The following is a 26,725-nucleotide window of genomic DNA, read 5'->3' as shown; positions in this document are numbered from 1 at the left end:
CGTACGGCTGGCCCGGGCCGCCCGCGGCGCCGCCGCCGTCCACGGCTGCGCCGCCCCGCCGCTGCCTCGGTGGACCCGGCTGTGGCCCGCGCTGACCGCCTCGCTGTGCACGGCGGCCGAGGAGAGCGGCGCGGTGCTGGCCGCCCCGCCGCTGCCTCGGTGGACCCGGCTGTGGCCCGCGCTGACCGCCTCGCTGTGCACGGCGGCCGAGGAGAGCGGCGCGGTGCTGGTGATGCTCGGCAACCTGTACGGCTACGGGCCGGTGACGGGCCCGATGACCGAGGACCTGCCGCTCGCCGCCACCGGCCCCAAGGGGCGGGTGCGGGCGGCGGCCTGGGAGCAGGCGCGGGCGCTGCACGAGGCCGGGCGGATCCGGGCGGTGGAGGTGCGGGCCTCGGACTTCTTCGGCCCCGGCGTCACCGACGGCGGCCACCTGGCCGCGCGGGTGATGCCGAACCTGCTGAAGGGCCGCCCGGTCGCCACGCTCGGCGACCCGGACACCCCGCACAGCTGGACCTACCTGCCGGACGTGGCCCGGGCGATGGCCGAGCTGGCGGGCGAGGAGCGGGCCTGGGGCCGGGCCTGGCACGTGCCCACCGCCGCGCCGCTGTCGGTGCGCGCGATGGCCGGCCGGCTGGCCGCCGAGGCCGGCGGCGGACCGGTCGCGGTGCGCCGTCTGCCCGCGCCCCTGCTCGCCGTGGCGGGGCTGGTCAACCCGCTACTGCGCGAACTGCGGGAGGTGCGCTACCAGTTCGACCGGCCGTTCACGGTGGACTGCTCCGCGTACGAGGCGGCGTTCACGGTCCGGGCCACGCCGCTGGAGGAGCAGCTGCGGGCGACGGTCGCCTGGTGGCGCGAGCGGGCGTAGCCGGCGCGGGGGAACGGGAGGACGGGGGACGGGGGCGGGCGCGCCGAGCAGTGGCGCGCCCGCCCCCGCTGCTTCCGTGGCGATCCTCTCCGCCCCACTCCATCCGTTCACCGGACACCGGGCCCCGACTTCCGTAGTATTCCGTCCGTGGCCAAACGACGTGATGTCGAGCGTGAAGTCCTGTGTTCCATCCGGGAGTTGTCGGCCTCCCGATTACCCGCCGCCGAGCTGTTCCGCGAGCTGCACACCCTGCTGGTGGGCCCGCTCGGCTTCGACGGCGGCTGCTGGCACGGCAACGACCCGGTCACCGGCTTCCCCGTCTCCACCGTCGCCGACGGCCTCGACCCCGACCGGTTCGAGCAGGCCGTGCAACTGGAGCTCCAGGGCGAGGACGCCACCACCTTCACCGCGATCCGCACCGCCGGCCGGCTGGCCCAGAGCGTCGGCCGGGCCACCGACGGGCGTCCCGAACGCAGCGTCCGCTACCGGGAGTTGCTCCACCCCTGCGGCTACGGCGACGAACTGCGGATCAACTTCGACCTCGGCGGCGGCCGCTGGGCCTCGGCGGCGTTCATGCGCGAACGCGCCCGCGGCCACTACGAACTGCCCCACCTGCGCCTGGCCGAACGCGTCGCCGCCCCGATCGGCGCGGCCCTGCGCGGCTCCCACCTCGCCGCCCTGCGCAGCACCCAGCCCGTACACGCCCCGGCCGTGGCCATCCTCGACGGCTACGGGCGGCTGCGCTCGACGGACGCGGCGGCCCGCGAACTCATCGGACGGATGGCCGAACCCACCGCCCACACCGGCGGGGTGCCCAGCGGCTTCCTCACCGTCGCCCGCCACGCCGCCCGCACCGGCGGGCCGGCGCAGGTGCGGGTGTGCACCCCCGACGGCCAGTGGCTCGCCCTGAACGCCTCCCCGCTGGACGGCCGCCGCGGCGGCGTCGCCGTCGTCGCCTCCCCCGTCTCCCCCGCCCAGCGCCTGCCCCTGGCCCTGCTCGCCCACGGCCTGTCCCCGCGCGAACAGCAGGTCGCCCTGCACGCGGTGCGCGGCGCCAGCACCAAGGACATCGCCGTCCTCCTCCACCTGACCGTGCCCACCGTCCAGCAGCACGTCACCGCGATCCTCCACAAGACCGGCACCCGCACCCGCCGCGAACTGGTCGCCCTCCTCATGGCCGACCACCTCCCCACCCTCGGCCGGCCCCCGGCCTGACACCGCGGCGGCGCGGCATCGTTCGCAGGATCGGACAGGGCCCCGTGCCCGCGCTAGCGGAAGGCGTCGACGTTGCGGGCGGCCCAGGCGGAGAAGGGGTGCGGGGCGCGGCCGAGGACCCGCTGGACGTCCGGGCTGACGCGCAGTTCGGCCGGGTTGGGTGCGCCGAGGATGTCCAGGGTGTCGTCGGCGAGTTCCGCCGGCATGGCCTGGCTCATGGCGGCCCTGGCCTCGGCGCGGGTGAGCTCGTGGAACCGCACCGGCGAGCCCAGCGCGTCCGCGATCGCGGCCGCCTGCCCGCGCGGCGTGATCACCTCGGGGCCGGTCAGCTGGTACACGCCGCCGGCGTGCCGGTCGTCCAGCAGGCAGGCCGCCGCGACCGCCGCAATGTCCGCCGGGTCGACGACCGGCACGCCGACATCGCCGAAGGGCGCGGCTGCGAGCCCCTGCGCACGGACGGACTCGGCCCACCAGAGAGCGTTCGAGGCGAAGCCGCCCGGCCGCAGGATCGCCCACTCCAGGCCGGATTCCCGCAGTGTGTCCTCCAGTTCGCGCATCGCGATCCGGGTCGGCCCGAAGGGCCTGGTCACCACGCCCTGGCTGGAGAGCAGCACGATCCGCCGGACCCCGGCGGCCGCGGCCTCGCCGATGAGGTCGGCGGGGTCGCTCCCGGCGGCGTGCAGGTCGCCGGAGAGCAGCAGGAAGAGCGCCGCCGCCCCGGCCAGCGCGGGCTTGAGCTCGGCCGGCCTGGCCAGGTCGGCCGCCAGGTGGCGGGCGCCGTCCGGCACCGCCGCCGGGTGCCGCGACACCGCCGTCACCCGCTGCCCCGCCTCGGTCAGCGCCTGCGTCAACGGCCGGCCGATGTTCCCGGTCGCTCCGGTCACCACGATCATGGTCACTCCTCGTCAGATGTCCTCTGGTGGCTCCGACGTTAGGAGGGCGGGCTAACTCCGGGTAAGGACATACCTGGAGGTAAGCTCATGGCATGGTGGGAGGGGTGCAGGACAGAGGGACCGAGGCGGGTGGCCGGTATGACGTGTTTCACACCGACTGCCCCGCGCGCGACATGGTCGACCACGTCACCAGCAGGTGGGGCGTCTGGGTGCTGATCTCCCTGCGGAGCAACGACCTGCGCTTCTTCGAGCTGCGCGAGAGCATCCACGGCATCAGCGAGAAGATGCTCGCCCAGACCCTGCGGGTACTGGTCCAGGACGGCCTGCTCTGGCGGAAGGTCGAGCCGACCACGCCGCCCCAGGTCACGTACGGCCTGACCGAGTTCGGCCACGAGGTGGGCGAGCCGCTGACGGAGCTGTTCGACCGGATCACCCGACGCCTCCCGCCGGGCGGACGGCCCGGACTCGCAAGTCCCCCGGCCGTCGGTCCCTTGACCACATGACCGCACCTACGGCGCGGTGAGGCTCGGGCGCCGCCCGCCGCCGTCAGAGGTCGTCGAAGACCACCAGCCCTCCCTCGGGAAGGCCTTCCTCCAGCTCGTTCCGCTCGTACAGCTCGTCCAGGTACTCCCACGGGTCCGCCGTCACCGGGAGGGCCGCCTCCTCCCGCCAGTGGAGGAACCTGGAGTCCGGCGCGCCGTAGAGGCGCGGGCTCTCCAGCGGCCGCCGCTCCCGCGGCCCGAGCATCCTCAGGAGGAACTCGGCCATGCCGCAGTCGAACCCGGTGAACCCGCCCTCGGCCGACCTGACCAGGACCGGCCAGGTCTCGGGCGCCCCTCCCGTGACCTCCCAGTAGAAGTCCGCGGCATCGCCGCTTCCGCCCCACCAGATCAGCCGGCCCGGGCCCGACGGGGCCTCGTTTGCCTGGCGGTCCGGCGTCAGGTCCCGCAGCCGGACCGGGCCCGGCCTGGGCGCATCTCCGACCGGCGTCCCGACGACGATGAAGTTGTCGATCGTCCCGGCGCCGAAGACCGAAGTGAAGTCCTTGAAGTCGCCGGGGAATTCCACGCCCCAGTCGGCCGCCACCGCGGCCCAGTCGACGCCGTCCCCCGCCGGACCGATGGTCGGCAGGGCCGTCACGAGTTCCCCGACGGCCGGATGCAGCACGAAGGAGTCCTTTCCATAATTCATCATTTAACCCCGGGAATGGGTAGCGAATTTCCACACGAAACCACAGGGCATCCTTCGATTCCAATATTGACCCACCGGCCATCCCGAGGGCTATAGACTTCATTCAGGTAACCCTTGGCCAAATTCATTCCACTCGAACTCAGCGCATACATATCAAACCGATAAGGGACGGTTCTATTTTCAAGATACCTCGGAACAACCCTATATTTGACAGAGTTACCAGCTTTAACATTATCGTAGACCATGCCCTCGAATTTCACCATACTGTCAACCTTTCCAGGATCAGTGGGGTCCTGCCTTGCGGCATTCGTGGAGCGACCACAGGTAGCCAGGTTGGGTTTACCTCCAAAGCCGCCAAGTCGATTCCCGAAAAGGTGGCACGCATTGATTGAAAGCTTCTCATCTGCCACGCCCATATATTTGGAGAACTTCTGCGCCCACGAATATCCCGGAGGGGCCGAGGACGGCTCATTCCCAGTGTCGAGCATTTTCTTCGTAACGCAAGCAGAAATTCCTGTCGAACGCGATCCGTTCGCCTTGTCCGGCGCACCATACATGACCCATCCGGTGGTTCCGCAAGAAGGGTCTTGAGAGTTCATTCCGACTGGAAGCGGATCGGGGTCTGAGCTTGGCGTGAAGTGAGTGTCGGTCTCCTGGTCGGGGGTGACGTTCTGGTCGGTGGTCAGCTGGTCGAGCAGGTCGGCGGCGTTGTAGACGGCGGTGATGATCTTGAGGATGTCGCCGGGCTTCGGCGGTTCCCAGTCGGGCTTCGGCGGTGGGCGCTCGATGTCGGTCTTGCGGGGGTCCCAGAGCGGTTTGGGGACCTTGATCTCGGTCGGTCGCTTGATCGTGGTGGTCGGCCGGTGGAAGTTCGCCGGGCGGACGCGAGTGGGTGTACCGCCACACTTCGTCCAGCAGGTGCTTGGAGTCGCGGCCCCGGAGGCTGCGGGTCCTGCGGCGGCCGCAGCGGCGGCAGCAGCAGCGGCCTTCTGGGCCCGGGCCCGGTACTCCAGTTTCTCCAACTGGAGCTCGTAGGTGCTGGAGGAAGTCGCGGCGTACGTTCCTGCGGCCGCGGAACCGCCCTGCGCCTCAAGGTACTTCTTGTACATCTCGTCGCCGATTCCCAGGGCGGCGATTCCGGTGGTGAGGGCGCCGAAGGCCGACGCCGCGCTGCCGAAGCTCGGCACCGTAGGGAACATCGCGCTTCCGCCACCGCCACCGCCACCCTTGGGAATCATGTGCCCCGTCGGGTCGGTGTTGTTGAGGGGGCTGCCATTGGCGTAGGTGTAGCGGTTGGCCTGGACTGAGGGGTCGGGGCCGAGCTGCCAGCTGTCCCGGCTGGTGAAGCCGCCGGTGCCGGGGCGGTACCAGCGGGCGGCCATGTTGACGTCGCCGGTGGCGGGGTCGGTCCAGCCGCTCTGGTAGCCGAGGCCGGTGCTGGTGCCGCTGGTCGCGGTGGGCTTGCCGAAGGGGTCGTACGCGGTGGTACCGGTGACCGTGGTGCCGTTGGCGTCGAGTGTGCTGGTGACGTCGGTGTGCTGGTCGGTGCGCAGGCGCACGCTGCTGGTGGCGTCGGCGGCACCGAGCAGGTTGCCGGCGGTGTCGCGGGCGTAGGCCCAGGTGCCGTCGCCGGTCAGGTTGTTGGATCCGCCGTCGTAGCTGAAGCGGGCGGCGTTGCGGGTGGTGACGCGGTCGAGTCCGTCGTAGGTGTAGTTGGTGGTGCCTTCGCTGATCAGGCGGCCGAATGCGTCGAAGGCGAGGGCGTCCTCCTTGATCCCGGTGGTGGCGGCGGCCAGGGTGCCCCGCGCGGTGTAGCGGTACGTGCTGGTGCCATCCGTGAGGAGGCGGTTGCGCTCGTCGTAGGTGGCGGTGGCGGTTCCGTTGCCGGTGCGGTTCCCGGCGGCGTCCCACGTGTAGGCGGTGGTGGTGCCGTCGGCGGTCCAGGAAGCGAGGCGGTCGGCCAGGTCGTAGCCGTAGCGGTTGTCCTTGACCGGTTCGGCTGCGCCGCCGCTGACGGTCTTGCGGGTCAGCCGGTCGTCCAGGTCGTACTCGTAGACGGTGTCGGCGAGCGGGGTGCCCGCACCGCCGACGGCCACCAGCTGATCACCGGACAGGCGACCGAGCGGGTCGTAGCCCAGGCGTCGCTCGGACATCACCGTGTCGACCGGACCGGCCTGGACGTACCACTGCTTGCTCATCCGGCCGTCGCCGTCGTAGCCGTACCGGTTCTTGGTCTTCAGCTTGGGGTTGTCGGCCCAGTCGAGCCGACCGTCCGCCTGGTAGCCGAAGACCGTCAGATCGGTGTCCTTGTCCCGCCGCCTCGTGGCGCGTCCGTCGGCGTCGTACTCCCAGCTCTGGGTGGCAGCGGCCAGATCGGTGCCGGCCTTGATGAGCAGGCCGCGGTCGTTGTAGGCGTAGTTCTGGCCGTTCAGGGCCGAGGAGTTGTGCCGGATCAGGTGCCCGGCCTTGTCGTAGGTCAGCTCCCGGTCCACGGTGTCGGCTTCCGCGCCGGTGCCGCTCTCGCGCACCAGGCGGCCGAGCGGGTCGTAGGCACTGGTGCGCACGATGCCGCCGGGCTCGGTGCTGCGCACGGCCTGGCCGGCCACGTCGTAGGCGATGGTCCAGGTGCGGTCGGCGGCGGCCGGGTGGGCCGCGGTGGCGGGTTCGACGGTCGACTCGGGCAGGCCCCAGGCGTTGAAGGTGTAGACGGTGGTGTTGCCCTTGCCGTCGGTCAGGCGGGTGCGGTTACCGGCGGCGTCGTACCCGAAAGTGGTGGTGATGTTCTGGCCGGCGGCCACCGGTTCGGTGAGCGTGACCGGGCGACCGAGCACGTCGTAGGCGGTGCTGGTGACGGCGCCGGTGGTCGGGCTGGTACTGGCGAGGACCCGGCCTTCCAGGTCGTAGGTGGAGGTAGTGGTGCGCAGCACGGTGCCGGCCGGGTCGAGGTTGTCGGTGGCGGCGGGGTTGCCGAGGGCGTCGTAGCGGGTGCGCACGGATTCACCGAGGGGGGCGGTGGCACGCGCGACGCGGCCGATCCCGTCGTACTCGGCCTTGCTGACGCGTCCGACGGGGTCGGTGCTGGTGAGGATCTGGCCGGCGGTGTTGTGGGTGGCTTTTCTGGTGCCGCCGGCCGGGGTGGTGAGGGCGGTGAGATTGCCGGCGTCGTCCCAGGTGAACCTGGTGGTCAGGTTCTGGAGGGTGGGCTGACGCTCGACGACGGTCGCGGTGAGGGTGCGGCCGAGCTGGTCGTAGGTGCCTTCGGTGCGGGCGCCGAGCGGGTCGGTGGCGGACAGCTGGAGGCCGGTGGGCGTCCAGGTGGCGCTCCAGGTGGGCGGGTTGTCGTCCACCGGGGGCTGGAGACCGCCCTGGGAGTTGGGGTCGGTGCGCAGGATCCGGTGGTCGAGGCGGTCGTAGCCGAAGGTGGTGCGTCGGCCGGCCGGGTCGGTGATGGAGGTGACGCGGGAGAGCTTGTCGTACGCGATGCGGCTGACTGCGGTGAGGGCGGTGGTGGTGCCGGGCGGGGTGTAGGAGGGGAGGCGGGTTTCGGTGACGCGGCCGAGCTGGTCGACGACGGCCCGGACGACCCGGCCGAGCGGGTCCTTGGTGGAGACGGCTTCGCCGAAGGCGTTGTAGCCGGTGGTGGTGGTCGGGCGCACCGTGGTGGAGGCCGCTCCCCCGCTTTCGGCGGCGACCTGTGGGGCGGTGGTGGTGGTCTGACGGCCGAGGGCGTCGTACTGGTAGGTGGCGGTGTGGGCGGCCGGGTCGGCTCCGGGGGCGTTGCCGTTGGGTGAGGTGGCGGCGGTGAGCAGGCCGCGCTGGTCGTAGCTGAAGGTGCTGACGGCCGTGGGGCCACCTGTGGAGGAGGCGAGCTGGCTGCGGGTCAGGCGGCCGGCGGTGTCGTAGGTGTTGGTCTGGACGCTGTTCTCGGTGTCGCTGACCTTGAGGGTGCTGGTGGTGACGCGGTCGTCGGCGTCGTAGCCGAGAGTGGTGGTGCGCTTGAGGCCGACCGGGTCGAGAACGCTCTGGGTGACCCGTCCGGATGGGTCGACGGTGAGCGCTGTGGTGGTGCGGCCGTTGCCGGTGGTCCGTTTGACCAGGTGTCCGGCGCCGTCGTACTCGTTCGCCTCCAGGACGATCGGGCGGGTGGTGCCGTCGGCCTGGGTGACGTTGTCGGCGGTGGCAGTGGCGGGCAGGCCGTCGTCGAAGTAGGTGTAGCTGGTGACGGCACCCATGGCGTCGGTGGTGGAGGCCAGGCGGCCGGCGGGGTCGTAGGCGCGGGATTCCAGGGTCAGGGAACGGGTGCCCTTGCCGTCGCCGTTCCAGCCTTCGACGACGGTGGTCGCGGGCTGGCTGCGCGGGGTGTAGGTGTAGCGGGTGACCTGGCCGAGCGGGTCGGTGAGGGAGGCGCGGCGGCTGAGCACGTCGTAGCCGTAGCGGGTGACGCTGCCCGCCGCGTCGGTGTCGCTCTCCAGGCGGCCTGCGCTGTCGTAGCCGCTGGTGGTGGTGCGGGTGCCGTCGGTGCCGGCGATGTCGGTGGTGGTGGCGTGGGTGGGACGGCCGTCGGCGTCGAAGGCGACGGTGGTCTTTGCCTGGTGGATGTCGCCGGTGACGGCGTCGGTGACCTTGGGACCGGTCTGGGCGGTCTGGCGGCCGAGGTCGTCGTACTCGTAGGTGGTGGTGACGCCGGCGGGCTGGGCGTCGGAGGTCTCGGTGGTCCAGATCCTGCGGCCGGCGGCGTTGTAGCCGTAGGTGAGGGTTATGCCGCTGGGCAGGGTGGTGCGGGCGAGGTCGCCGGTGGAGTAGTAGGTGTAGCTGGTGACGGCTCCGGCGGCGGTGGTCTCGCTGGCGAGCAGCCCGGCCGGGGCGGTACCGCCACTGTGGGCGGGTTCGGTGCCGGTGGTGTAGGTGGCGCGGGTGGTGCGGCCGTCGGGGCGGGTGGTGGATTCGGGCAGGCCGAGGGCGTTGTAGGAGACGGTGGTGCGGTAGGCGGTGTCGCTGGGGCCTGCGGATCGGGCGTCGCGGGTCTCGGTGGGCTTGTCGTTGCGCGGGTCCTGCGGCTTGGCGGGGTCGTGGTGGTAGCTCGTGTAGGAGGTCCAGCAGGAGTTGACGTCGCGGCAGGTAGTCAGGGAGACGGTGTTGCCGCGGGCGTCCTGGCCGCTGACGGTGGAGTGGCCGTTGGGGTCGGTGACGGTGTGGACGAAGCCGCCGGTGTCGTAGGTGTAGCTGGTGGTGTTGCCTGCTTCGTCGGTGCGGGAGACGAGGCGGTTGCCGCGGGTGGCGTCGTGGATGTCCGTGGTGGTGTTGCCGGCCGGGTCGGTGAGGGTGACGCGGGCGGCCAGTTCGGTGGCCGAGGAGGCGGAGCGCGCCTGGTAGTGGGCGGCGACGCGTTCGGCGCTCAGCGGGTGCTGGTAGAGGGCGACCTCGTCGATCTGGCCGGTCAGCCAGGCCCAGTTGCCGTTGCCGCTGGGCCAGCCTCCGACGTATCCGCCACCCAGGTAGGTGCGGTTCATGTTGAGGTGGTTGACGGTGCCGGAGGCCGTGCCGACCAGGCTGCCGTCCAGGTAGAGCGAGGTACTGCCCTGGCCGGTGCTGATCACGGCGTGGTGCCAGGAGCCGTTGGTGACCGCTCCGGCCGAGGTGATGACAGTGCCGTTGATGCCGTTGAAGGCACCGCGCAGCCTGCCGTCGTCGCCCACGTAGAGGACGGGGACGGTGTTGAAGGGGGCTGCGCCCATCGGTTCGTTCTGCATGTTCAGCAGGACGCCGCCGGCTCCGGTGCGGAACCAGAGTTCGGCCGCACTGTCGTTCTTGGCTTGGAGGATCGGGGTGGGCAGTTCGATGAAGGAGGAGGCGGTGCCGTTGAACTCAGCGGCGCGCCCGTCGCCGGGGCCGAACACGCCGGTGCTGCCGGGCTTGGCGGCGGGCGCGTAGGTGCCGTTGCCCTTGATCGCGGCGACTTCGCTGGCGGCGGTGGTGCCGCCGGTCTCGTCCAGGCGCCAGTAGCCGCCGGGTGAGTCGGCGACGACGGAGCCGCGGTAGCCGATGCCTTGGCCACCGACCTGGGCGCTGCGGGCGCGGTAGTGGGCGACGACGTCGCGGTCGCCGAGTGGGTGCTGGTAGAGGGCGACTTCATCGATGGTGCCGGTGAAGTGGCTGGTGTCGCCGGGAGGTTCGGGCCAGTTGCGGGCGTAGCCGGCGCCGATGTAGGTGTGGCTGTTCTGCTGGTGGTCGACGGTGCCGTTCTGGACGCCGACGATCTGGCCGTCGAGGTAGAGGGTCTGGGCGGTGCCCTGGACCGAGAGGACGGCGTGGTGCCACGTGCCGTCGGTGACCTCCTTCGAGGAGGTGGCGAAGGTCTGGGCGCTCCCGTAGAAGCGGCCTCGTAGCTTGCGGTCTGACCCGATGTACAGGACGGGGGTCCAGGTGCCGCCGGGGCCGGCGGGGTTGTCGATCGCCTGGCTCTGGTCACCGATCAGCACACCCGGGGCGGTGGTGTTGAACCAGAGTTCCACGGCGAGGTCGGTCTTGGTGTGCAGGACGTCCTGGGGGATCTCGATCTGGGACTTGGCGGAGCCGTCGAAGCGGGCGGCGGTGTCGTCGGTGGGCGCGAAGACGCCGGGGGCCTTCTTGATGACGCCGTCGCCGTACGTGCCGGCCAGGCCGTTGCCGACCTCGCTGGCCGCGGTGGCGCCGTCGCGTTCGCCCAGTCGCCAGTAGCCGGCCGGGTCGGAGGCCTTGACGGCGTTGCTGTAGAGGAAGGAGCCACCGCTGTAGGTGGGTTCGGAGACCTTCCAGTTGCCGCCGGCGGCATCGGTGACCGTGGTGACGCGCTCGGTGGTGGTGTCGTAGGCGACCTGGGCACTGGTCCGGCCGCTGGGGATGGTGGTCTTGGTGAGCTGGGTGCTGCCGGTACGCAGGGCGTGGTGCTCGGCAACGGTCTGCTCGGTGAGCGGGTAGTCGTAGATCGCGGTCTCGTCGATCTGGCCGGTGAACCAGGACCAGCCGCCGTTCCCGCTGGGCCAGCCTCCGGTGTAGCCGCCGCCGAGGTAGGCACGGTCCATGTTGAGGTGGTCGATGTCACCGGGGGTGGTGCCGATCAGCTCCCCGTCGAGGAACATCGCGGTGTTGTCCCGGGCACCGGCCAGGACGACATGGTGCCAGGCGTTGTCGGTGACCTCCTTGGTGGTGGTGACGGGGGCGTTCGGGCTGTTGAACTTGCCGCGCAGCTTCCGGTCGGAGCCGATGTACAGGGCGGGGACGACGTTGTACGGGTCCTCGCCCATGGCACGGTTCTGGTAGGTGAGGATGACGCCGGGCTGGGCGGTGCGGAACCACAGTTCGACGCTGCGGTTGACCGAGCCGCTGATGGTGCGGTTGGGCAGCTCGACGTAGGAGGTGGAGCGGCCGTTGAAGGTGACGGCCTGGCTTCCGCTGGCGCCCAGCGCGCCCTCGGCTCCCCAGGTGACGTCCCGCGCCTCGGCCGGGGATCGGTCGCTGACCTGGGCGTCGTTGATCAGGGAACTGCCGTCGCTCTGGCCGAGGCGCCAGTAGCCGGAGGGGCCGGCGTCGCGCACGGCGGTGCGGTAGCGCGATCCTGTGCCGTAGTCGTAGACGGTGCATCCGGTGGCGGCGTCGAGGCCGACTCCGGGCGGACAGACCTTGGTCAACCGGTCGCCGTCATACCGGTAGGCCCAACCGCCGGTGGAGCCGGACGCGGTCACGGAGGTGACGTGGTTGCCGGTCCAGTTGAAGTTCAGGAAGCGGCTGGAGGCGGTGTCCTTGACCTGGGTGAGGCGGCCTGAGGCGTAGACGAGGTCCTGGGTGTGGCCGGCGGGGTCGGTGATGCGGGTGAGTCGGCCGTCGGCGCCGAAGGTGTGTGCCTTGCCGGTGCGGTCGGTGAGTGTCCAGCCGCCGCCGTCGGTCTTGCGCAGGTCGGCGGCCATGCCACTGCCGGGCACGTAGGCGTTCTTGCCAGGATCCCAGCCGAAGCGGGCGCGCGAGCCGTTGGCCGCGGTGAGCAGGACGTTGCCGGGTACGGCGAGCCAGTTGCTGGACTCGACCTGGATGCGCATGTCCCACGACGTGCTCCAGCCGGCGCCGAAGGCTCCGTCGGTGCGCGGGTCGAGGGAGTTGTAGCTGCGGGTGACGGACAGCTCGGGGCCGACGGTGGGCAGGGCGGCGTCGGTGGCGGCGGTGGTGTAGTTTCCGGCCGCGGTGTTGACGCTGCGTCCGGCGTCGGCGGCGGTGGTGTACTGGTTGGGCTGGGGCAGGACGGTGCGGATGTAGGAGGCTTCGGTCCAGGGGCTGGAGCCCGCGCCGTCGCCGGCCTTGGCGTACCAGGCGTACTGCTCATTCCAGGTCAGCCATCCGGGCGGGACAACGAAGCGGGGCTGGCGCTTGAGGTAGTCGGTCTGCTTGCAGTCCACCCGGGCGTCGCCGCCGACGACCCGGCAGAGCTCGAACTTGTAGTCCAGCTCGGGGAAGGGCGCCCGGTCGGGGTCCACGCCCTCGGCGGTGAGGGTGGGCTGGAGCTGGTAGACGACCGCGCCGGAGGGCGGGGCGAGGCGGGTCATGTGCGGCGGGACGTTGACGGACGATATCTGGATCGTGACCGGTGGCACGCCGGCGTCGTTCCAGAAATTGCTGACCTGGTATTGGTCCATGGTGAACGCGACGAAGTAGGTGCCCTGCGGGAGGGCGCGGATGTGCGCGTCGACCACCGCACCACCGCCCGGGGGTACATCGTGGGGCATGGACGTCCAGGCGATGTTGGTGCCGTAGTTGGTGATGTCGTTGTGCCACTGGTCGTACAGCAGGTACGACATCTTGTAGTTGTTGCCGGGGGTCCAGGTGTCCATGCCGCGGTTCCACACCCGCAGGCGGACGATGCCCTCCTGGGTGGCGGTCACCGGTTGCTGGAGGCCCCAGAGTTCGTAGTCGGCGCCGTAGCGGTTCCAAGTGACGTCCAGAGACGGCTGGCCGCCGGACATGTTGACGCTGCCGAACTGCTTCCAGGACAGGGAGTCCCACACGTCGGCCTTGACGGCAAGGCCGTAGTTCGGGGTCCAGTGGTGGGTCCAGGAGTTGACCAGGTTACGGCCGTCTGCGCCCAGGTTGATCTTCTCCCAGTCCTCCGGACAGGCCCAGGCACTGGAACCACTGGGCCGCCAGCCGTGCGCGAAGGCCGGGGCTGCCAGTGCGGGACCGGTGGAGGGGCCGGGCATGGTGCGCACCGAGCCGGCCGACCAGTCCGACGTGATCTGGTGGATGCTCACGGTGCGCGGGGTGCAGCTGGCGGACCAACCGTTGTACAGGACCAGGCTGACGCCGAGGACGTTGGCGTTGCTGAGGGAATCCTCGATTCCGCGGAAGCGGATGAAGGAGGCCGCCTGGTGCTTGCCGGCATCATAGGTACCGACCTTGAGGACGGGTTCGCCGGAGAAGTCCTGGTTGTGGGTGGATTCGACGTAGGTACTCTCGTTGGCCCGGACGGGAGTAACGACGGTGGGGTCGACCATGATCGGGTAGACGCGCTCGGGGGCGTGCAGCCAGGCCTCGTCCAGCTTGACCTTGAGTGCCTGGCCGCCGGTCGGCAGCTGGACGAGTTCGTAGCCGACGCCGCTGGAGATCACGCCTTCCTCGGTGTTGGGGGCGAAGGCGGAGTCCTGCATCCAGCCGGCGGGCATGCGCGCGTGCAATGTACCGGCGTTGTCGGTGAAGTGGACGGAACCGTCGGCGTCGAGCGAGGCGGTCACGCCCTGGAGGCGCAACGGGAAGACCCACTCGGTGGGCGCGGTGGCGTCCTTGAGGACCAGAGTCTCCTTGAAAGAGGAGCTCCCGGCGAGGATCGTCACGTCCGCCTGCGGGCGGACGCCGGGGTAGGTGATGATGCTGCCCTTGACAGTGCCCTGGGCGGAAGTGGCGCCCTGGAGGCTGTAACCGACGGAGATGCCGTCGGCGAGCTGGAGCCGGACCAGCGGGTCGGCGTCGGCGGTGAGGCCGAGCTTGAGCTGCTGTTCGGCCGCGGTGGTGGTCCAGGAGTCCTGGACCGGGGCGGCGCGGCCGGCGGTAGCGGTTCCGGCGGGTATCAGAGTGGTGTCGATGGAGGCCCAGGAGCCGTCGGATCGACGGAAGTTGACCGGCTCGGGGTAGCTGCGAGTGGTGAAGGTCCCGTCGAGGTTCTGGAAGGTCCGTTGCTGCGCCGTGCGCTTCTCGGGGAGTTCCTGGCTGGTCGCCGGGTCGAAGCTCTTGGCCGGGTCGACCTTGGCGGCGGGCAGGTTGGCAGGGTTATCCACGACCTTGGCGTCGGTGGCAGGCAGTTCCGTGGACTGGGGCGGCACGACGACCTGAACGGCCGCGGAGGCGGTCTTGTCCTCGGGTAGCTCACCGGAGGCGGGGGCCGCGCCGGGGTGCCCTGAGCCGTCCTTCGCGCTGGTGGCGGCAGTGGTGGCGTCGTGGTCGCGCCCCTCTGCACTGCCCTGCTGCTGCCTGGGGCCCGGGTCGGCGGGCGCGGTGTCGGCAGCCCGGCGCAGCAGGGTCTCGGCCGCGGCCGTCCCTTCGACCGTGCCGAGGGCGACCATGGTCATGGCCAGCAGGACTGCCAGGGGACGACGCAACACGCGGATACCCACCAGACGTTCAAGTGAAGGTAAATGAAACGGCAGCAGATATATCTGATCGTCAGTAGACAGATAAAGAGACAAATGACTATGTGTGACGAATATCACGCCTGAAAAGCGAAAAATCACGAACCAGCGGGAACCGGCAACCACAAGTCGCATCGAGGGTCGCGCACAGGCGGCGGTTCTGCCTCGGCAGCACCACCACGGACCGTCGTTGCAGGTGGGGCCCAAGATTCGGGCCATGAACGTTCCCTCAGTCATCCCGATCCGCCACGAGCCCGACTACCGCACCCGCACCATCGGGCCGGGCGAGGGCGACCAGTTCTCCACGTCCGCCACCGCGACCTTCCCCGCGGGCCGGAGCAGCCGCGACCGACCGGGCGCAGCGGAAGCACTGGTACGCCGTGCTCTACCGGTTCGACGCGGCCGGCCGCCACCGGCGCGGGTGGCGGGTTCCTCGCTAGGCTCGACAGCGCCAGGGCTCCGACGGGACGGCGAGGTGTGCGCATGCTCGGGTACGACGCGGACGGGTTCGTGCGGGACGGAGTGCCGCACCGGGTGGTGGCCGGGGCGGTGCACTACTTCCGGGTGCACCCGCGGCTGTGGGAGGACCGGCTGCACCGGGTGCGGGCGCTGGGGGTGAACACCGTGGACACCTACGTCCCCTGGAACTTCCACGAACTGCCCGACGGCACCGTGGACTTCACCGGCTGGCGGGACGTGGCCCGGTTCGTGCGGCTGGCCGCCGGCCTGGGCCTGGACGTGATCCTGCGCCCCGGGCCGTACATCTGCGCCGAGTGGGAGTTCGGCGGGCTGCCCGCCCGGCTGCTCGCGGTGGACGGCCTGCGGCTGCGCTGCGCCGACCCGGCGTACCTGGCCGAGGTGGACGGCTGGTTCGACGCGCTGGTGCCCGAGCTGCTGCCGCTGCTGGCGAGCCGCGGCGGGCCGGTGGTCGCGGTGCAGGTGGAGAACGAGTACGGCAGCTACGGCAACGACGCCGGCTACCTCGCCCACCTGCGCGACGGCCTGCTGCGCCGCGGCGTGGACTGCCTGCTGTTCACCACCGACGGCGCCCACGACACCATGCAGCAGGGCGGCGCCATTCCCGGCGAGCTGGCGACCGTGACCTTCGGCTCGCGCGCCCCCGAGCGCCTCGCGGTGCTCCGCCGCCACCAGGGCGAGGGCCCGCTGACCGCCATGGAGTTCTGGATCGGCTGGTTCGACCAGTGGGGCCTGCCGCACCACGTGCGCGACCCGGAGGAGACCGCCGCCTCGCTCGACGAACTGCTCGCCACCGGCGCCTCCGTCAGCCTCTACATGGCGCACGGCGGCACCAGCTTCGGCCTGTGGTCCGGCGCCAACCACTCCGGCGCCCACCCGCTGGACGCCGGCTACGAGCCGACCGTCACCAGCTACGACTACGACGCGCCGATCGGCGAGGCCGGCGAGCTGACCGGGAAGTTCCACGCCCTGCGCGAGGTCATCGGCCGCTACCTGCCCCTGCCGGACGGCGAACTGCCCGCCCCCGTACCCCGGGTGGCGCCGCAGCGCCTGGAGCGGGCCGAGGGGCGGGCGGCACTGCTGGCCGGACTGGACGCGCTCTCGCGGCCCCGGCAGCACGCCGCACCGCTGCCGATGGAACGGGTCGGGCAGGACCGCGGACTGATCCACTACCGCACCCGCGTTCCCGCCGACCGCCCCGAACTGCCGCTGCGCATCGACGGGTTGGCCGACCGGGCGCAGGTCTTCGCCGACGGTCGCCCGCTCGGGGTGCTGGAGCGCAACTCCCCCGGCGCGACGCTGCCGCTGGCCACCGGGCCCGACGGCGTCGTGCTGGACATCCTGGTCGAGGCGCTCGGCCGGGTGAACTACGGCCCGCAGATGGACGACCGCAAGGGCATCACCCGCGGCGTCTCGCACGGCCACCAGCGGCTCTTCGACTGGCAGATCCGGCCGCTGCCGCTGACCGACCTGTCCGCTCTGCGCTTCACCGACGACGGCGACGACACCGGCGACGGCACCGGAACCGGGGCCGGCCCCGGCGACGGCGAGCCGGCCTTCCACCGCTTCACCGCCCACCTCCCCGACCCCGCCGACGCGTTCGTCGCCCTGCCCGGCTGGGGCCGCGGGCTGCTCTGGCTCAACGGCTTCCTCCTCGGCCGCCACTGCGCCGCCGGCCCCCAGCACACCCTCTACGCCCCCGCCCCGCTGTGGCGCACCGGCCCCAACGAGCTGATCGTCCTGGAACTCGAACGGCACGGCACCGCGGTGGAGTTGCGCGACGAACCGGACCTCGGCCCGGTCACGGCCGCCCCCAGCTCCGAGTACTGACGCCTGCCCGCTCGGGCCCGTTCAGGCCCCGATCAGGCGCAGCGAGGCCCACAGGGCCAGGACGGCGGCAGTGAGGGTGGCGGGGACGGCGAGCAGCCCCAGGCGGGTGAAGCGGCGCAGGTCCACCGGTACGCCGTGGTCGCGGACGATGCCGCGCCACAGCAGGGTGGCCAGCGAGCCGGCGTAGCTGAGGTTGGGGCCGATGTTGACGCCGAGGAGGACGGCGAGGACGGCGCCGGGCCCGGCCGTGGCGGCCAGCGGGACCAGGGCGAGGGTGGCGGGCAGGTTGTTGATGACGTTGGCGAGGACGGCGGCCAGCGCGGCGGTGGCGAGCAGGGCGGGCAGGGTGCTGCCGGAGGGGACGAGGTGGGCCAGGCCGGCGGCCAGTCCGTTGTCGACGACGGCGCGCACGACGATGCCCAGGGCCAGGACGAACGCCAGGAACGGCGGGTTGGCCGAGCGGACGACGGTGGTGGCGGTGGTGTGGCCGCGGGCCAGGGCGCGGACGGCCAGGACGGTGGCGCCGGCGGCCGCGGCCCAGGCCGGGTCGATGCCCAGGGCGGAGGCGAGGACGAATCCGGCGAGGGTCCCGGCGACGGTGAGCAGGGCGAACAGCGGCATGGCGGGGGCCGGCCCGGCCGGCGGCGCCTCGGCGGGGACGGCGTCCAGGTCGGTGGCGAAGAAGCGGCGCAGGACGAGGTACTCGACGCCGACGGCCGCCAGCCAGGGCAGTGTCATCAGGGCGGCGAAGCGGCCGAAGCTCAGGCCGCTGGCGGTGAAGGCCAGCAGGTTGGTCAGGTTGGAGACCGGCAGCAGCAGCGAGGCGGTGTTCGACAGGTGGGCGCAGGCGTAGAGGTGCGGTGCGGGCCGGGCACCGAGGCGGGCGGTGGTGGCGAGCACCACGGGGGTGAGCAGGACGACGGTGGCGTCCAGGCTGAGGACCGCGGTGACCGCCGAGGCGGCGGCGAACACCTGGACCAGCAGGCGGCGCGGGCGCCCGGTGGCGCCGCGCGCCATCCAGGCCCCGCAGGCGCGGAACAGGCCTTCGTCGTCGCAGAGCCTGGCCAGGACCAGGACGGCGGCCAGGAAGCCGATCACCGGTGCGAGCCGGGCGGCCTCGGCGGTCGCGTGGCCCAGTGGGACGGCGCCGGTCGCCACCAGCAGGGCGGCGGCCGGCACCGCGACGGCGCAGACCAGGACGAGCACCAGCAGGCCCACGGACAGGGCTTCGGCGCAGGCGGTGTTCAGCGGTGCTCCTCGGGAAGGGGGTGCTCGGCGGCCGGTGGCCGGTGTGCACGGGGTCGGGTTCGCGGCCCGGCGCAGCATGCCACACGGCGGCCCTCGGCCCGCGGGCGGCCCGCAGACGGACCGCCTCCGCTCCCCGGGTCAGGTCAGTCCCACCAGAAGGACCACTGGCGGACGCCCACCAGCTGCTCGGCGTACTCGGTGAGGGTGCCGGCGCCCTGGAAGATCAGGTCGGGGCAGAAGGCGGTGTGCTCGGCGGCCAGCGGGAGCGCCTCGGCGAGCGTGGCGGGCGGCACGGGGACGCTCAACTCCAGGGTGTCGAAGCCGACTTCGATCACCTGGACGCCGAAGCGGCGCTCCCAGTCGGCGAGCACGGCGGCGATCTTGGCGATGTCGTTCTCGTGGTTCAGGGGGCCGCTCCAGCCGCACACCGTGAGGGCGTGGGCGCCGCTGTCGGCCCGGACCAGGCCGAGGCGGACGTCCTTGAAGGAGCGCAGCACGTCGGCCAGCCCCCTGGCCTCGGCGCCGGCGGCGCCGTCGGGGAGGGTGACGGCGCGGGCGGTGCCCGGCCAGGTGCGGCCGTAGGGGGCCAGGGTCTCGTCGGTCTCCTCCTCGTCCCCGGACGCGTGGCCGCCGTCCTCGTCGTCCTCGTCGCCGTCGTTCTCCCACCAGCCGCGCAGCAGGGCGGCCGGGTCGTAGAGGTCGGGCCGGGAGGCGTAGCCCGGGGACAGTTCGCCGGACAGCCAGGGCCGGAAGTCGTCGTCGCCGTGGCCCAGCGGGGTGAGCAGCAGTGGCCACAGGCCGCTCTGCGGGTGGGCGCGGTGCAGCCGCGCCCACAGCCCGGCGGGGGCGAGGTCGTCGCTGACCCACATCAGCGGTGCCTGCCCCTCCTCCTCGGCGACCAGTCGGCCGGGCGGCAGGGCTGTGGGCAGGGCCGCGAGGGCGGCGGTGAGGTCCAGGTGCTCGGTCATGCGGCTCACCGTAGGGGCGGGCACCGACAACGCCGCACCGGCAACGGCGCACCGGTGCCGGGTGCCCCGCCGCTCCCGTCAGGACCAGGGCAGCCCGGCGCGCGACTTCAGCCGCCGGTGTGCCGGGGGCCGGCCGCGGGTGCCGGGCGGACCAGCCCGGCATCGTAGGCGGCGATGACCAGTTGGGCCCGGTCACGGGCGCCGAGTTTCATCAGCAGGCGTCCGACGTGGGTCTTGGCGGTGGACAGGCTGACGTGCAGATGGGCGGCGATCTCGGTGTTCGACATGCCGAGGCCGACCAGCGTCAGGACTTCCCGTTCCCGCTCGGTGGTGTCCGCCGGCGCGGCGCGGGGCCTGCTGCCGGCTTCGGGGCGGCGGGTGAACTCCTCGATGAGGCGGCGGGTGACGCCCGGGGCGAGGAGGGCGTCGCCGGCCGCGACGACGCGGATCGCGGCCAGCAGGTCGGTCGGGCGGGTGTCCTTGAGGAGGAACCCGCTCGCGCCGGCGTGGAGGGCGGCGAAGACGTACTCGTCGATGTCGAAGGTGGTCAGGATGAGCACTCTGACGCCGGAGGTCGCCGGGTCGGCGGTGATCCGCCGGGTGGCCTCGATCCCGTCCAGGCCGGGCATCCTGATGTCCATCAGGATGACGTCGGGCCTCTCGCGCCCGGCGAGTTCGACCGCCTCGTCACCGGTCGCGGCCTCGCCGACGGCGGTCAGGTCGGGTGCGCTGTCCACGAGGAGGCTGAAGCTGCCGCGGACCAGGGTCTGGTCGTCGGCGACCAGGACGCGGATCACAGCGGGAACCGGGCGGTGACGTGGAAGCCGCGTCCCGGGCGCGGACCGGCCCGGAACTCGCCGCCGTACATGCCGACCCGTTCGCGCATGCCGACGATGCCGTGGCCGGTCACCGGTCCTGCGGCGGCCCTCCCCGGGTGGTGTCCGGTGCTGCCGCCGTCGTCCGTGACCTCCACCCGCACGGCGTCGGGGTGGTAGGTGACGGCGACCCGGCAGCGGTCCGTCGCCGCGTGCTTGATCACGTTGGTGACGGCCTCCTGGACGACCCGGAAGGCGGCCAGGTCCAGGCCGGGGGACAGTTCCGGCCGCTCGCCGAGGACCGCCAGGTCCACCCGGACGCCCGCTTCGGCGCTCCGCCGCACCAGCGCGCCCAGATCCGCCAGCCCCGGCGCGGGAGCCGGTCCCGGCGCGGGCGCCGGCCCGCCGCCGCGCCCCGGCTGCGGGCCGTCGCTCTCCTCCCTGAGGACGCCGAGCATGGCCCGCATCTCGCGCAGCGCGCCGCGGCTGGTCTCCTCGATGGACGACAGCGCGCGCCGCGCCTCGTCCGGGCGTTCGGCGGCGACGTGGTTCGCGACCCCCGCCTGCACCGCGATCACGCTCATCGTGTGCGCCACCACGTCGTGCAACTCCCTTGCGATCCGCAGGCGTTCCTCGCCGGCCGCGCGACGGGCCTCGGCCAGCTGCTCCTGTGCCCGCTGCTCCGCCCTGGCGTGGAGGCTGTCGGTGTAGAGCCGCTGCTGCCGCACCGCGTAGCCGATCGTCCACGCCACCGTGACGAGCAGTGCGCTCTCCAGGAGCAGCGCGGCACTGTGCCGGGCAGGGGGGCCGTACGGCAGGTCGAGGAACCCGGTGAGCCCGGCGGCGGGCACCATCACCAGGACGGTGGCCGCGAGCACCCAGAGCGCCTCGCGGCGCGGGGAGCGTTGCGGGATCACGTACATCAGGAAGGCGACCGCGACCAGCGGCACCGGCCCGCCGCGGACGAACGTGGCGACGGTTCCCGCGGTCACGGCCGCCGTGAGCACCGCGGGGGGCCAGCGCCGCCGCAACGCCACGGCCAGCACCGCGAGCACGGCGATGGCGACGTCGGCCGGCCTGGGTGCGCCCATGTGCTCCTCCCCCTGCCAGAGCAGGGTGGACAGGACCATCACCAGCAGCGCGGCAGCACAGTCGATCACGACCCAGTGCCTGGCGCCCAGGCGCCTGAGCAGGGGCGGTTGAAGCGACTCCATGATCGCAATGTAGCCGCCGGGCCCGGGGTCCCGCGTCGGTCCGGGGACTGATGCGGCGGGGTGTACCTGAGGCCGGCCCGGCCCGCCGAGGTCTGTTCCGGGGCCTGACGCCGTCCGCTGCCCCGCGGCGGCACGGTGGGACCCGTCGCCGTGGCACACCGCGGCGTACCGCTCACAGTCGCTCGGAACTGAGGAGGACCATGACCGCCGTCATCGAGGCCCACGGGCTGGGCAGGCGATACCGGGGCCGGTGGGCCCTGACGGAGTGCACGCTGTCGATCCCGCCGGGACGGGTGGTGGGGCTGGTCGGCCCCAACGGGGCCGGCAAGTCCACGCTGCTGAACCTGGCGTGCGGCCGGTTGCGGCCCACGGTCGGAACGATCCGTGTCCTCGGCCACCGGCCCGGGGACGGAGCCGGGCAGCTGGCCCGGGTCGGGTTCGTCGCCCAGGACACCCCGGTGTACACCGGCCTGTCGGTCGCCGACCACCTGCGCTTCGGCGCCCGGATGAACCCCGCGTGGGACCACCGGGCCGCGCACCGCCGGATCGAGCAGCTCGGCCTCGACCCGCGGCAGAAGGCCGGCCGGCTCTCCGGCGGCCAGCGCGCGCAGCTGGCGCTGACCCTCGCCGCGGCCAAGCAGCCCGAACTGCTGCTGCTCGACGAGCCGGTGGCCGCGCTCGACCCGCTGGCCCGGCGCTCGTTCCTGCACGGTCTGACGGAGTTCGCGGGAGAACGGGAGGGCCGGACCGTCGTCCTGTCCTCCCACGTGATCACCGACCTCGAACGGGTCTGTGACTACCTGCTCCTGGTCTCCGGCGGCCGGGTCCGACTGGCCGGGCCGTGCGAGGAGCTGATCGCCGGGCACCACCGGATCACCGGCCCGCGCCGTGCGGCGGCCGCGCTGCCCGAGGGCCTGTCGGTCGTGCGGGAGAGCCACACCGGGCAGCGGAGCTCGTTCGTCGTCAGGGCCGACGCACCGCTGCCCGGGGGTGACTGGCACGCGGAGCGCCCGGGCCTTGAGGACCTGGTCCTCGCCTACCTGGCCCGCGACCCGCATGACCACACCCCGCAGGACGACATCCCGCAGGCCCACACCCCGCAGGACGGGGAGGAGCGACGATGACGTGGGTGACCTGGCGTCAGTTCCGCACCCAGGCGATCGCCGGTGCGCTCGCCCTCGCCGTGGCCGCGGCCGGTCTCCTGGTGCTCGGCCTGAGGATCCGCGGCGACTACGACGGCAGCCTGGCGGGGTGCGCCGCCGAGGGCTGCGCGCCCGGCCTCGTCTCGGGCTTCGAGGACAGGTACGCCACCGTCGTCATGCTGACGGACCTGGCCCTGATGACCGTACCCGGCCTGCTGGGCGCGTTCTGGGGAGCACCGTTGATCAGCGGGGAGCTGGCGGCCGGAACGCACCGGCTGGCCTGGCACCAGAGCGTCACCCGGACCCGGTGGCTGGCGGTGAAGCTGCTGGTCGTCGGTCTGGCCGCGGTGGCGCTCACGGGGCTGCTCGACCTGCTGACGGCCTGGAGCGCGCACCCGTACGACACGGTCAGGGCCGACCGGTTCTCCTCGCTGGTCTTCGGCGCGCGGGGCGTCGTCCCCCTCTCCTACGCGGCCTTCGCCTTCACCCTGGGAGCCGCCACCGGTCTGCTGCTGCGACGGCCGGTCGCCGCCATGGGCCTGACTCTCGCCGTGTTCGCGGCCGTGCAGTTCGCCGTACCGACGGCCCTGCGGTCGGACTACCTCCCGCCTCGCACCGCGGACGTCCGGCTCGACGCCACAACGCTCGGCCACGCCGACGGCATCGTCCTGGACGGCTCCTCGCTCGCGATCGGCGGGATCTCACTCCCCGACGCCTGGGTCGTCTCCGCCGGCCACGCCGTCGACCCGGCCGGGCGGCCGCCGGACGGGGAGAAGCTCGATGCCTGCCTGGCACCGGGCCGGTTCGACCGGACGGTCCGCTGCCTGGCGCAGCTGGATCTCCACGTCGCTGCCACCTACCAGCCGAACACGCGCTACTGGCCCTTCCAGCTGATCGAGTCGGCGCTCTACGCGGCCATGGCCGCGGCGCTTTCGGGGCTCTGCTTCGTCTGGATCCGGCGCCGCACGACCTGATCCGGTCCTGCCCGGGCCCCGGACCCCGGACGCCGGACGCCGGGCCTCGGGCCCCGGTGGTCCCCGGGCCGGCGGCCCGGCCGGACGCTTCGGTGCCCCACCGGCAAACCACGTTCCCCCGAGGCGAGGGCCCCGCCGCTCCCGTCAGGACCAGGGCAGCCCGGCGCGCGTGCGCCAGTACGCCTCGGCGGGCTCGGCCATGGCGGCGAGGGTGGCCAGGTCGTCGGGGGCGGGGTGGAGGGCGGTGGCGGCGAGGTTGGAGGTGAGCTGGTCCGGGGTGGCGGCGCCGGACAGGACGATGCCGGCCCAGGGCTGGGCGGCGGCCGCGGCCAGGGCGAGGGCGTCGGGGGTGGCGGCGGCGCGGTCGGCGAGGGTGCGCAGCGCGGCGGTGCCGGGGCCGGTGGCGTTGCGGCCGGCCAGGCGGCCGTTGGCCATGGCCTCCTTGACCACGACCAGCCATCCGGCGGCGTGGGCCTCGGCGAGGGCGGGGGCGGCGGAGGTCTCCAGCAGGTTCCAGGTGGACTGGACGGCGGTGAACAGCGGGCGGCCGTCGGCGGTGACGGTGAGGGCGCGGCGGATGGTGTCGGCCTGGGCGGGGCCGCTGGTGGACAGGCCCACCCGGACGCCTTCGGCGGCGAGGCCGGCGAGGCGCTCGTGCAGGGCGGGGTCGGTGAGGGCGGGGCTGTCGGGGGTGACGGAGTGGACGAGGTAGACGTCGAGGTGGTCGCCGAGCAGGGTGCGGGTCTCGTGGATCTGGCGGTCGTAGACGGCGGTGGAGTGTTCCTTGACCTCGTGGGCGGCGACGCCGTCGGTCTGCCAGCCGGCGGTGTAGGTGTAGCCCCACTTGCTGCCGACCGTCACCTCGGCCGCGGCCCGGGGGTGCCCGGCGAGCCACTGGCCGAGGAACTCCTCGGCGCGGCCGTAGGAGCGGGCGGTGTCGAGGTAGCGCACGCCGGCGGCGTACGCGGCGTCGAGCAGGGCGTGGGTGCGTTCGCGCAGGGCTTCGACGGTGCGGTCGGCGGGCAGGTCGGTGTCGCGCCCGAGGTTGATGTAGCCGGGCCGGCCGACGGCCGCGGTGCCCAGGCCGAGGCGCGCGGGGTGCGGGTGCGCGGGGGCGGGGGCGGCGGTGGGGTCGGTCGACATGGCAGGGGTCTCCTCGGGCGCGACGGTGCTCACCTGGGACCTTAGCCGCGGCGGGGTTCGGCCGCGGTGCGGGGCCGGGCGGCGTCGGCGGTGCCGGTCGTGCCGGTCTCCTGGTACCGGTCGTGCCTGGTCAGCGGTACCGGTCGTGCCCGATCAGCGGTACCGGTCAGTGGTGCCGGTCGTGCCCGGTCAGCGGCCGCTGAGCGTGCTGCGGATCCAGGGGGCGTAGGCGGGCACGTCGGTGTAGAGGCCGGGTCCGTCGGCGCAGGCCGTGCCGGGGGCGCCGGGGCCCGAGGTGGTGCCGACGAGTTCCCAGCGGCCGCCGCGGCCGCGCTGGATCTGCGGGCCGCCGGAGTCGCCGAAGCAGGCCATCGCCTGGGGGACCTGGCTGAGGGTGCACAGGCGGGTGGGGCCGGCCCAGCCGGGGGCGCAGTCGGCCTGGGCGCCGATGCGGGTGGGCAGTTCCTGGAGGCGGTCGGGGAAGACCATCTGCTGGTAGTCGGTGGTGTCGACGACGGTGCCGAAGCCGAGCAGCCTGGTGGGGGTGCCGGCCGGGCCCGGGCGGTCGGCGATCCGGACGGGCCGCTGGGCGACGGGGCGGTCCAGGCGCACCAGGGCGAGGTCGTCGTGGTTGGGGGCGGTGGCGCCGTCCCCGAAGCCGAAGCCGGGGTGGACCACGACGCGGTCGACGTTGCGTACGGTGCCGCCGCTGTCGCGGTGGGCGCTGCCGATGCGCACGGTGCCCTTGAGGGTGACGCCGGTGGCCTCGGTGCCCACCACGCAGTGCGCGGCGGTCAGCACCCACCGGGGGTCGATCAGGGTGGCGCCGCAGGCGCCGTCGGCGAGCTGTGCGGCGCTGAGCGGGAGGGTGGCCATGAAGGGGTAGCGCTCGGTGGAGTCGCGGCCGTTGATGATGGCGGAGGCGCTTCCGCTCATGGCGGTGGCGCCCAGGGCCGCGGCCAGGGCGGTGACGGCGGCGGCCCGGCCGACGCGGCGGCGGGCGGTCGTACGGGAAGTCGTACGGGAAGTCGTGCGGGCGGTCGTGGCCTCGGTCGTACGGTCGGCGGTGGCGTCGACGGTCTTGCGGAACGGCACGGGTGACGGCCTTTCGGTTGTGCTGGTGCGAATGGCTCCAGCCAACCCCGGACCGTTCGGCCGGAACACCCGGCCAGCAGGCCGCCTCGGCCTGGGGGTATCCCCCGTATCCGGTGCCCCGCACGCCGTCCCGCGCCGCTTTCGGCACCGGCAAAACCCGCGAAGCGGAAGTTCCCGTTTGACGGCGAAGCCTGATACGGTCGTAGGAGTTGCAGTTTTGGTTCCCATGACTCTGTGTGCGCCTGCTGGTTCCATCGCAGGCGTATTTTTTTTCTGAGGTCCCGGCGGGTCATCAGTGCGGCGACGGATAGTCCGCGCAGTGCGGGTCTATGGCGCCTTCTAAGGAGAATTTCCTATGGCTTTCGGTACCGTGAAGTGGTTCAACGGCGAAAAGGGCTTCGGCTTCATTCAGCAGGAGGACGGCGGCCCGGACGTCTTCGCCCACTACTCGAACATCAACGCCTCCGGTTTCCGTGAGCTGCTCGAGGGCCAGAAGGTCGAGTACGACGTCACCCAGGGCCAGAAGGGCCTGCAGGCGGAGAACATTCGCCCCGTCGCCCTCTGATATATCCCGCTGAGCGATTTCTTTTTCGATTTCGCACGGCGAACGGGGCCCGTACCGCTCAGGCGGTACGGGCCCCGTTCCTTGTCCGGGTCCACGCGCGCCGACGGGTAAAGCGCGGCGCGCGGCCCGGCCCTTCCTTCCGCTTCCGTGGACGCTTCCGCCGCCGCCGGCTGTTACCGCATTCGTACGGGCTGCCCTGGCACGGATGAAGGATTTCCTCAGGCCGCCTTTCGAACGGCCGAAACCGGTTATCCGGCCGTACGGAGCCGCCGCGGGGCCCTCACCGGGTGGCAGCCGGGGTGACGGCCGGCGTGACGGCCGGGGCAACGGCCCGAACGGCCTCCCCGGCCATTCCCTGCGACGGCGACGACGACGGCGACGGCCCCCGCAGCGGCAGCGCCGCGGGGGCGGTGCGGCGCTCACGCTCCGCCTCACGTCCGG

At 72.6% G+C, this 26,725-nt stretch carries 16 protein-coding genes; 7 read left to right on the top strand and 9 right to left on the bottom strand.

The window, feature by feature from the left end; all coding sequences use genetic code 11:
* Together BU198_RS13870 and BU198_RS13865 are read left to right on the top strand one after the other, a co-directional pair.
* Positions 1-868 (top strand): NAD-dependent epimerase/dehydratase family protein (locus tag BU198_RS13870; RefSeq protein WP_411293188.1); only part of this gene is annotated, 868 nt, incomplete at its 5' end.
* A gap of 147 nt (positions 869-1,015) precedes the next feature.
* Positions 1,016-2,083 carry a helix-turn-helix transcriptional regulator gene (locus tag BU198_RS13865; protein ID WP_188297135.1) on the top strand — a complete coding sequence of 356 codons (1,068 nt, stop codon included), beginning with the start codon at positions 1,016-1,018 and terminating at the stop codon, positions 2,081-2,083.
* Positions 2,084-2,136: 53 nt separating this feature from the next.
* On the opposite strand, the gene BU198_RS13860 is transcribed toward BU198_RS13865, so the two are convergent.
* Positions 2,137-2,976 carry an SDR family oxidoreductase gene (locus BU198_RS13860; protein ID WP_188297134.1) on the bottom strand — a complete coding sequence of 280 codons (840 nt, stop codon included), beginning with the start codon at positions 2,974-2,976 and terminating at the stop codon, positions 2,137-2,139.
* 92 nt (positions 2,977-3,068) lie between these two features.
* Between BU198_RS13860 and BU198_RS13855 the strand changes: the two genes are divergently transcribed.
* Positions 3,069-3,479: a winged helix-turn-helix transcriptional regulator gene (locus BU198_RS13855; protein WP_188297133.1), complete on the top strand. Its 411-nt coding sequence runs from the start codon at positions 3,069-3,071 to the stop codon at positions 3,477-3,479.
* Between the two features lie 43 nt (positions 3,480-3,522).
* On the opposite strand, the gene BU198_RS13850 is transcribed toward BU198_RS13855, so the two are convergent.
* Together BU198_RS13850 and BU198_RS13845 are read right to left on the bottom strand one after the other, a co-directional pair.
* The gene (locus BU198_RS13850) at positions 3,523-4,143 is read right to left on the bottom strand and encodes a hypothetical protein (RefSeq protein ID WP_188297132.1); all 621 of its coding nucleotides are present in this window, start codon (positions 4,141-4,143) and stop codon (positions 3,523-3,525) included.
* A 23-nt stretch (positions 4,144-4,166) separates the two neighbouring features.
* On the bottom strand, positions 4,167-14,786 hold the full coding sequence (locus tag BU198_RS13845) for a LamG-like jellyroll fold domain-containing protein (protein WP_188297131.1): 10,620 nt from the start codon (positions 14,784-14,786) through the stop codon (positions 4,167-4,169).
* A 510-nt stretch (positions 14,787-15,296) separates the two neighbouring features.
* Here BU198_RS13845 and BU198_RS13840 point away from each other — a divergent pair.
* Complete coding sequence (locus BU198_RS13840) at positions 15,297-17,120, top strand: glycoside hydrolase family 35 protein (protein ID WP_188297130.1); 1,824 nt, start codon at positions 15,297-15,299, stop codon at positions 17,118-17,120.
* A 21-nt stretch (positions 17,121-17,141) separates the two neighbouring features.
* Here BU198_RS13840 and BU198_RS13835 read toward each other — a convergent pair whose 3' ends face one another.
* The 4 genes from BU198_RS13835 to BU198_RS13820 all read right to left on the bottom strand — a co-directional run bounded on the left by BU198_RS13835 (position 17,142) and on the right by BU198_RS13820 (position 21,365).
* Positions 17,142-18,368, bottom strand: a complete 1,227-nt coding sequence (locus BU198_RS13835) for an SLC13 family permease (RefSeq protein ID WP_223244354.1) — start codon at positions 18,366-18,368, stop codon at positions 17,142-17,144.
* 143 nt (positions 18,369-18,511) lie between these two features.
* Positions 18,512-19,336 carry a DUF4253 domain-containing protein gene (locus tag BU198_RS13830; RefSeq protein ID WP_188297128.1) on the bottom strand — a complete coding sequence of 275 codons (825 nt, stop codon included), beginning with the start codon at positions 19,334-19,336 and terminating at the stop codon, positions 18,512-18,514.
* Between the two features lie 107 nt (positions 19,337-19,443).
* On the bottom strand, positions 19,444-20,133 hold the full coding sequence (locus BU198_RS13825; RefSeq protein WP_188297127.1) for a response regulator: 690 nt from the start codon (positions 20,131-20,133) through the stop codon (positions 19,444-19,446).
* Positions 20,130-21,365 carry a sensor histidine kinase gene (locus BU198_RS13820; RefSeq protein ID WP_188297126.1) on the bottom strand — a complete coding sequence of 412 codons (1,236 nt, stop codon included), beginning with the start codon at positions 21,363-21,365 and terminating at the stop codon, positions 20,130-20,132. The genes BU198_RS13825 and BU198_RS13820 overlap by 4 nt, the downstream gene beginning before the upstream one ends.
* A gap of 200 nt (positions 21,366-21,565) precedes the next feature.
* On the opposite strand from BU198_RS13820, the gene BU198_RS13815 reads away from it, so the two are divergent.
* Positions 21,566-22,489: an ABC transporter ATP-binding protein gene (locus tag BU198_RS13815; protein WP_188297125.1), complete on the top strand. Its 924-nt coding sequence runs from the start codon at positions 21,566-21,568 to the stop codon at positions 22,487-22,489.
* Positions 22,486-23,481 carry a hypothetical protein gene (locus tag BU198_RS13810; RefSeq protein WP_188297124.1) on the top strand — a complete coding sequence of 332 codons (996 nt, stop codon included), beginning with the start codon at positions 22,486-22,488 and terminating at the stop codon, positions 23,479-23,481. Before BU198_RS13815 ends, BU198_RS13810 begins: the two co-directional genes overlap by 4 nt.
* Before the next feature lie 144 nt (positions 23,482-23,625).
* On the opposite strand, the gene BU198_RS13805 is transcribed toward BU198_RS13810, so the two are convergent.
* Complete coding sequence (locus tag BU198_RS13805) at positions 23,626-24,624, bottom strand: aldo/keto reductase (RefSeq protein ID WP_188297123.1); 999 nt, start codon at positions 24,622-24,624, stop codon at positions 23,626-23,628.
* A gap of 189 nt (positions 24,625-24,813) precedes the next feature.
* A complete protein-coding gene (locus tag BU198_RS13800; protein WP_317620114.1) occupies positions 24,814-25,719 on the bottom strand; it encodes a serine protease in 906 nt (301 codons plus the stop codon).
* A gap of 355 nt (positions 25,720-26,074) precedes the next feature.
* On the opposite strand from BU198_RS13800, the gene BU198_RS13795 reads away from it, so the two are divergent.
* Positions 26,075-26,284, top strand: coding sequence for a cold-shock protein (locus BU198_RS13795; RefSeq protein ID WP_049660537.1), 210 nt, complete (start codon positions 26,075-26,077; stop codon positions 26,282-26,284).
* Positions 26,285-26,725 lie beyond the last annotated feature (441 nt).

Origin of the sequence: Streptomyces sp. CBMA156, assembly GCF_014596515.1 — a bacterium.
Lineage (GTDB): Bacteria > Actinomycetota > Actinomycetes > Streptomycetales > Streptomycetaceae > Kitasatospora.
This window is presented reverse-complemented; position numbering and strand designations above follow the sequence as displayed.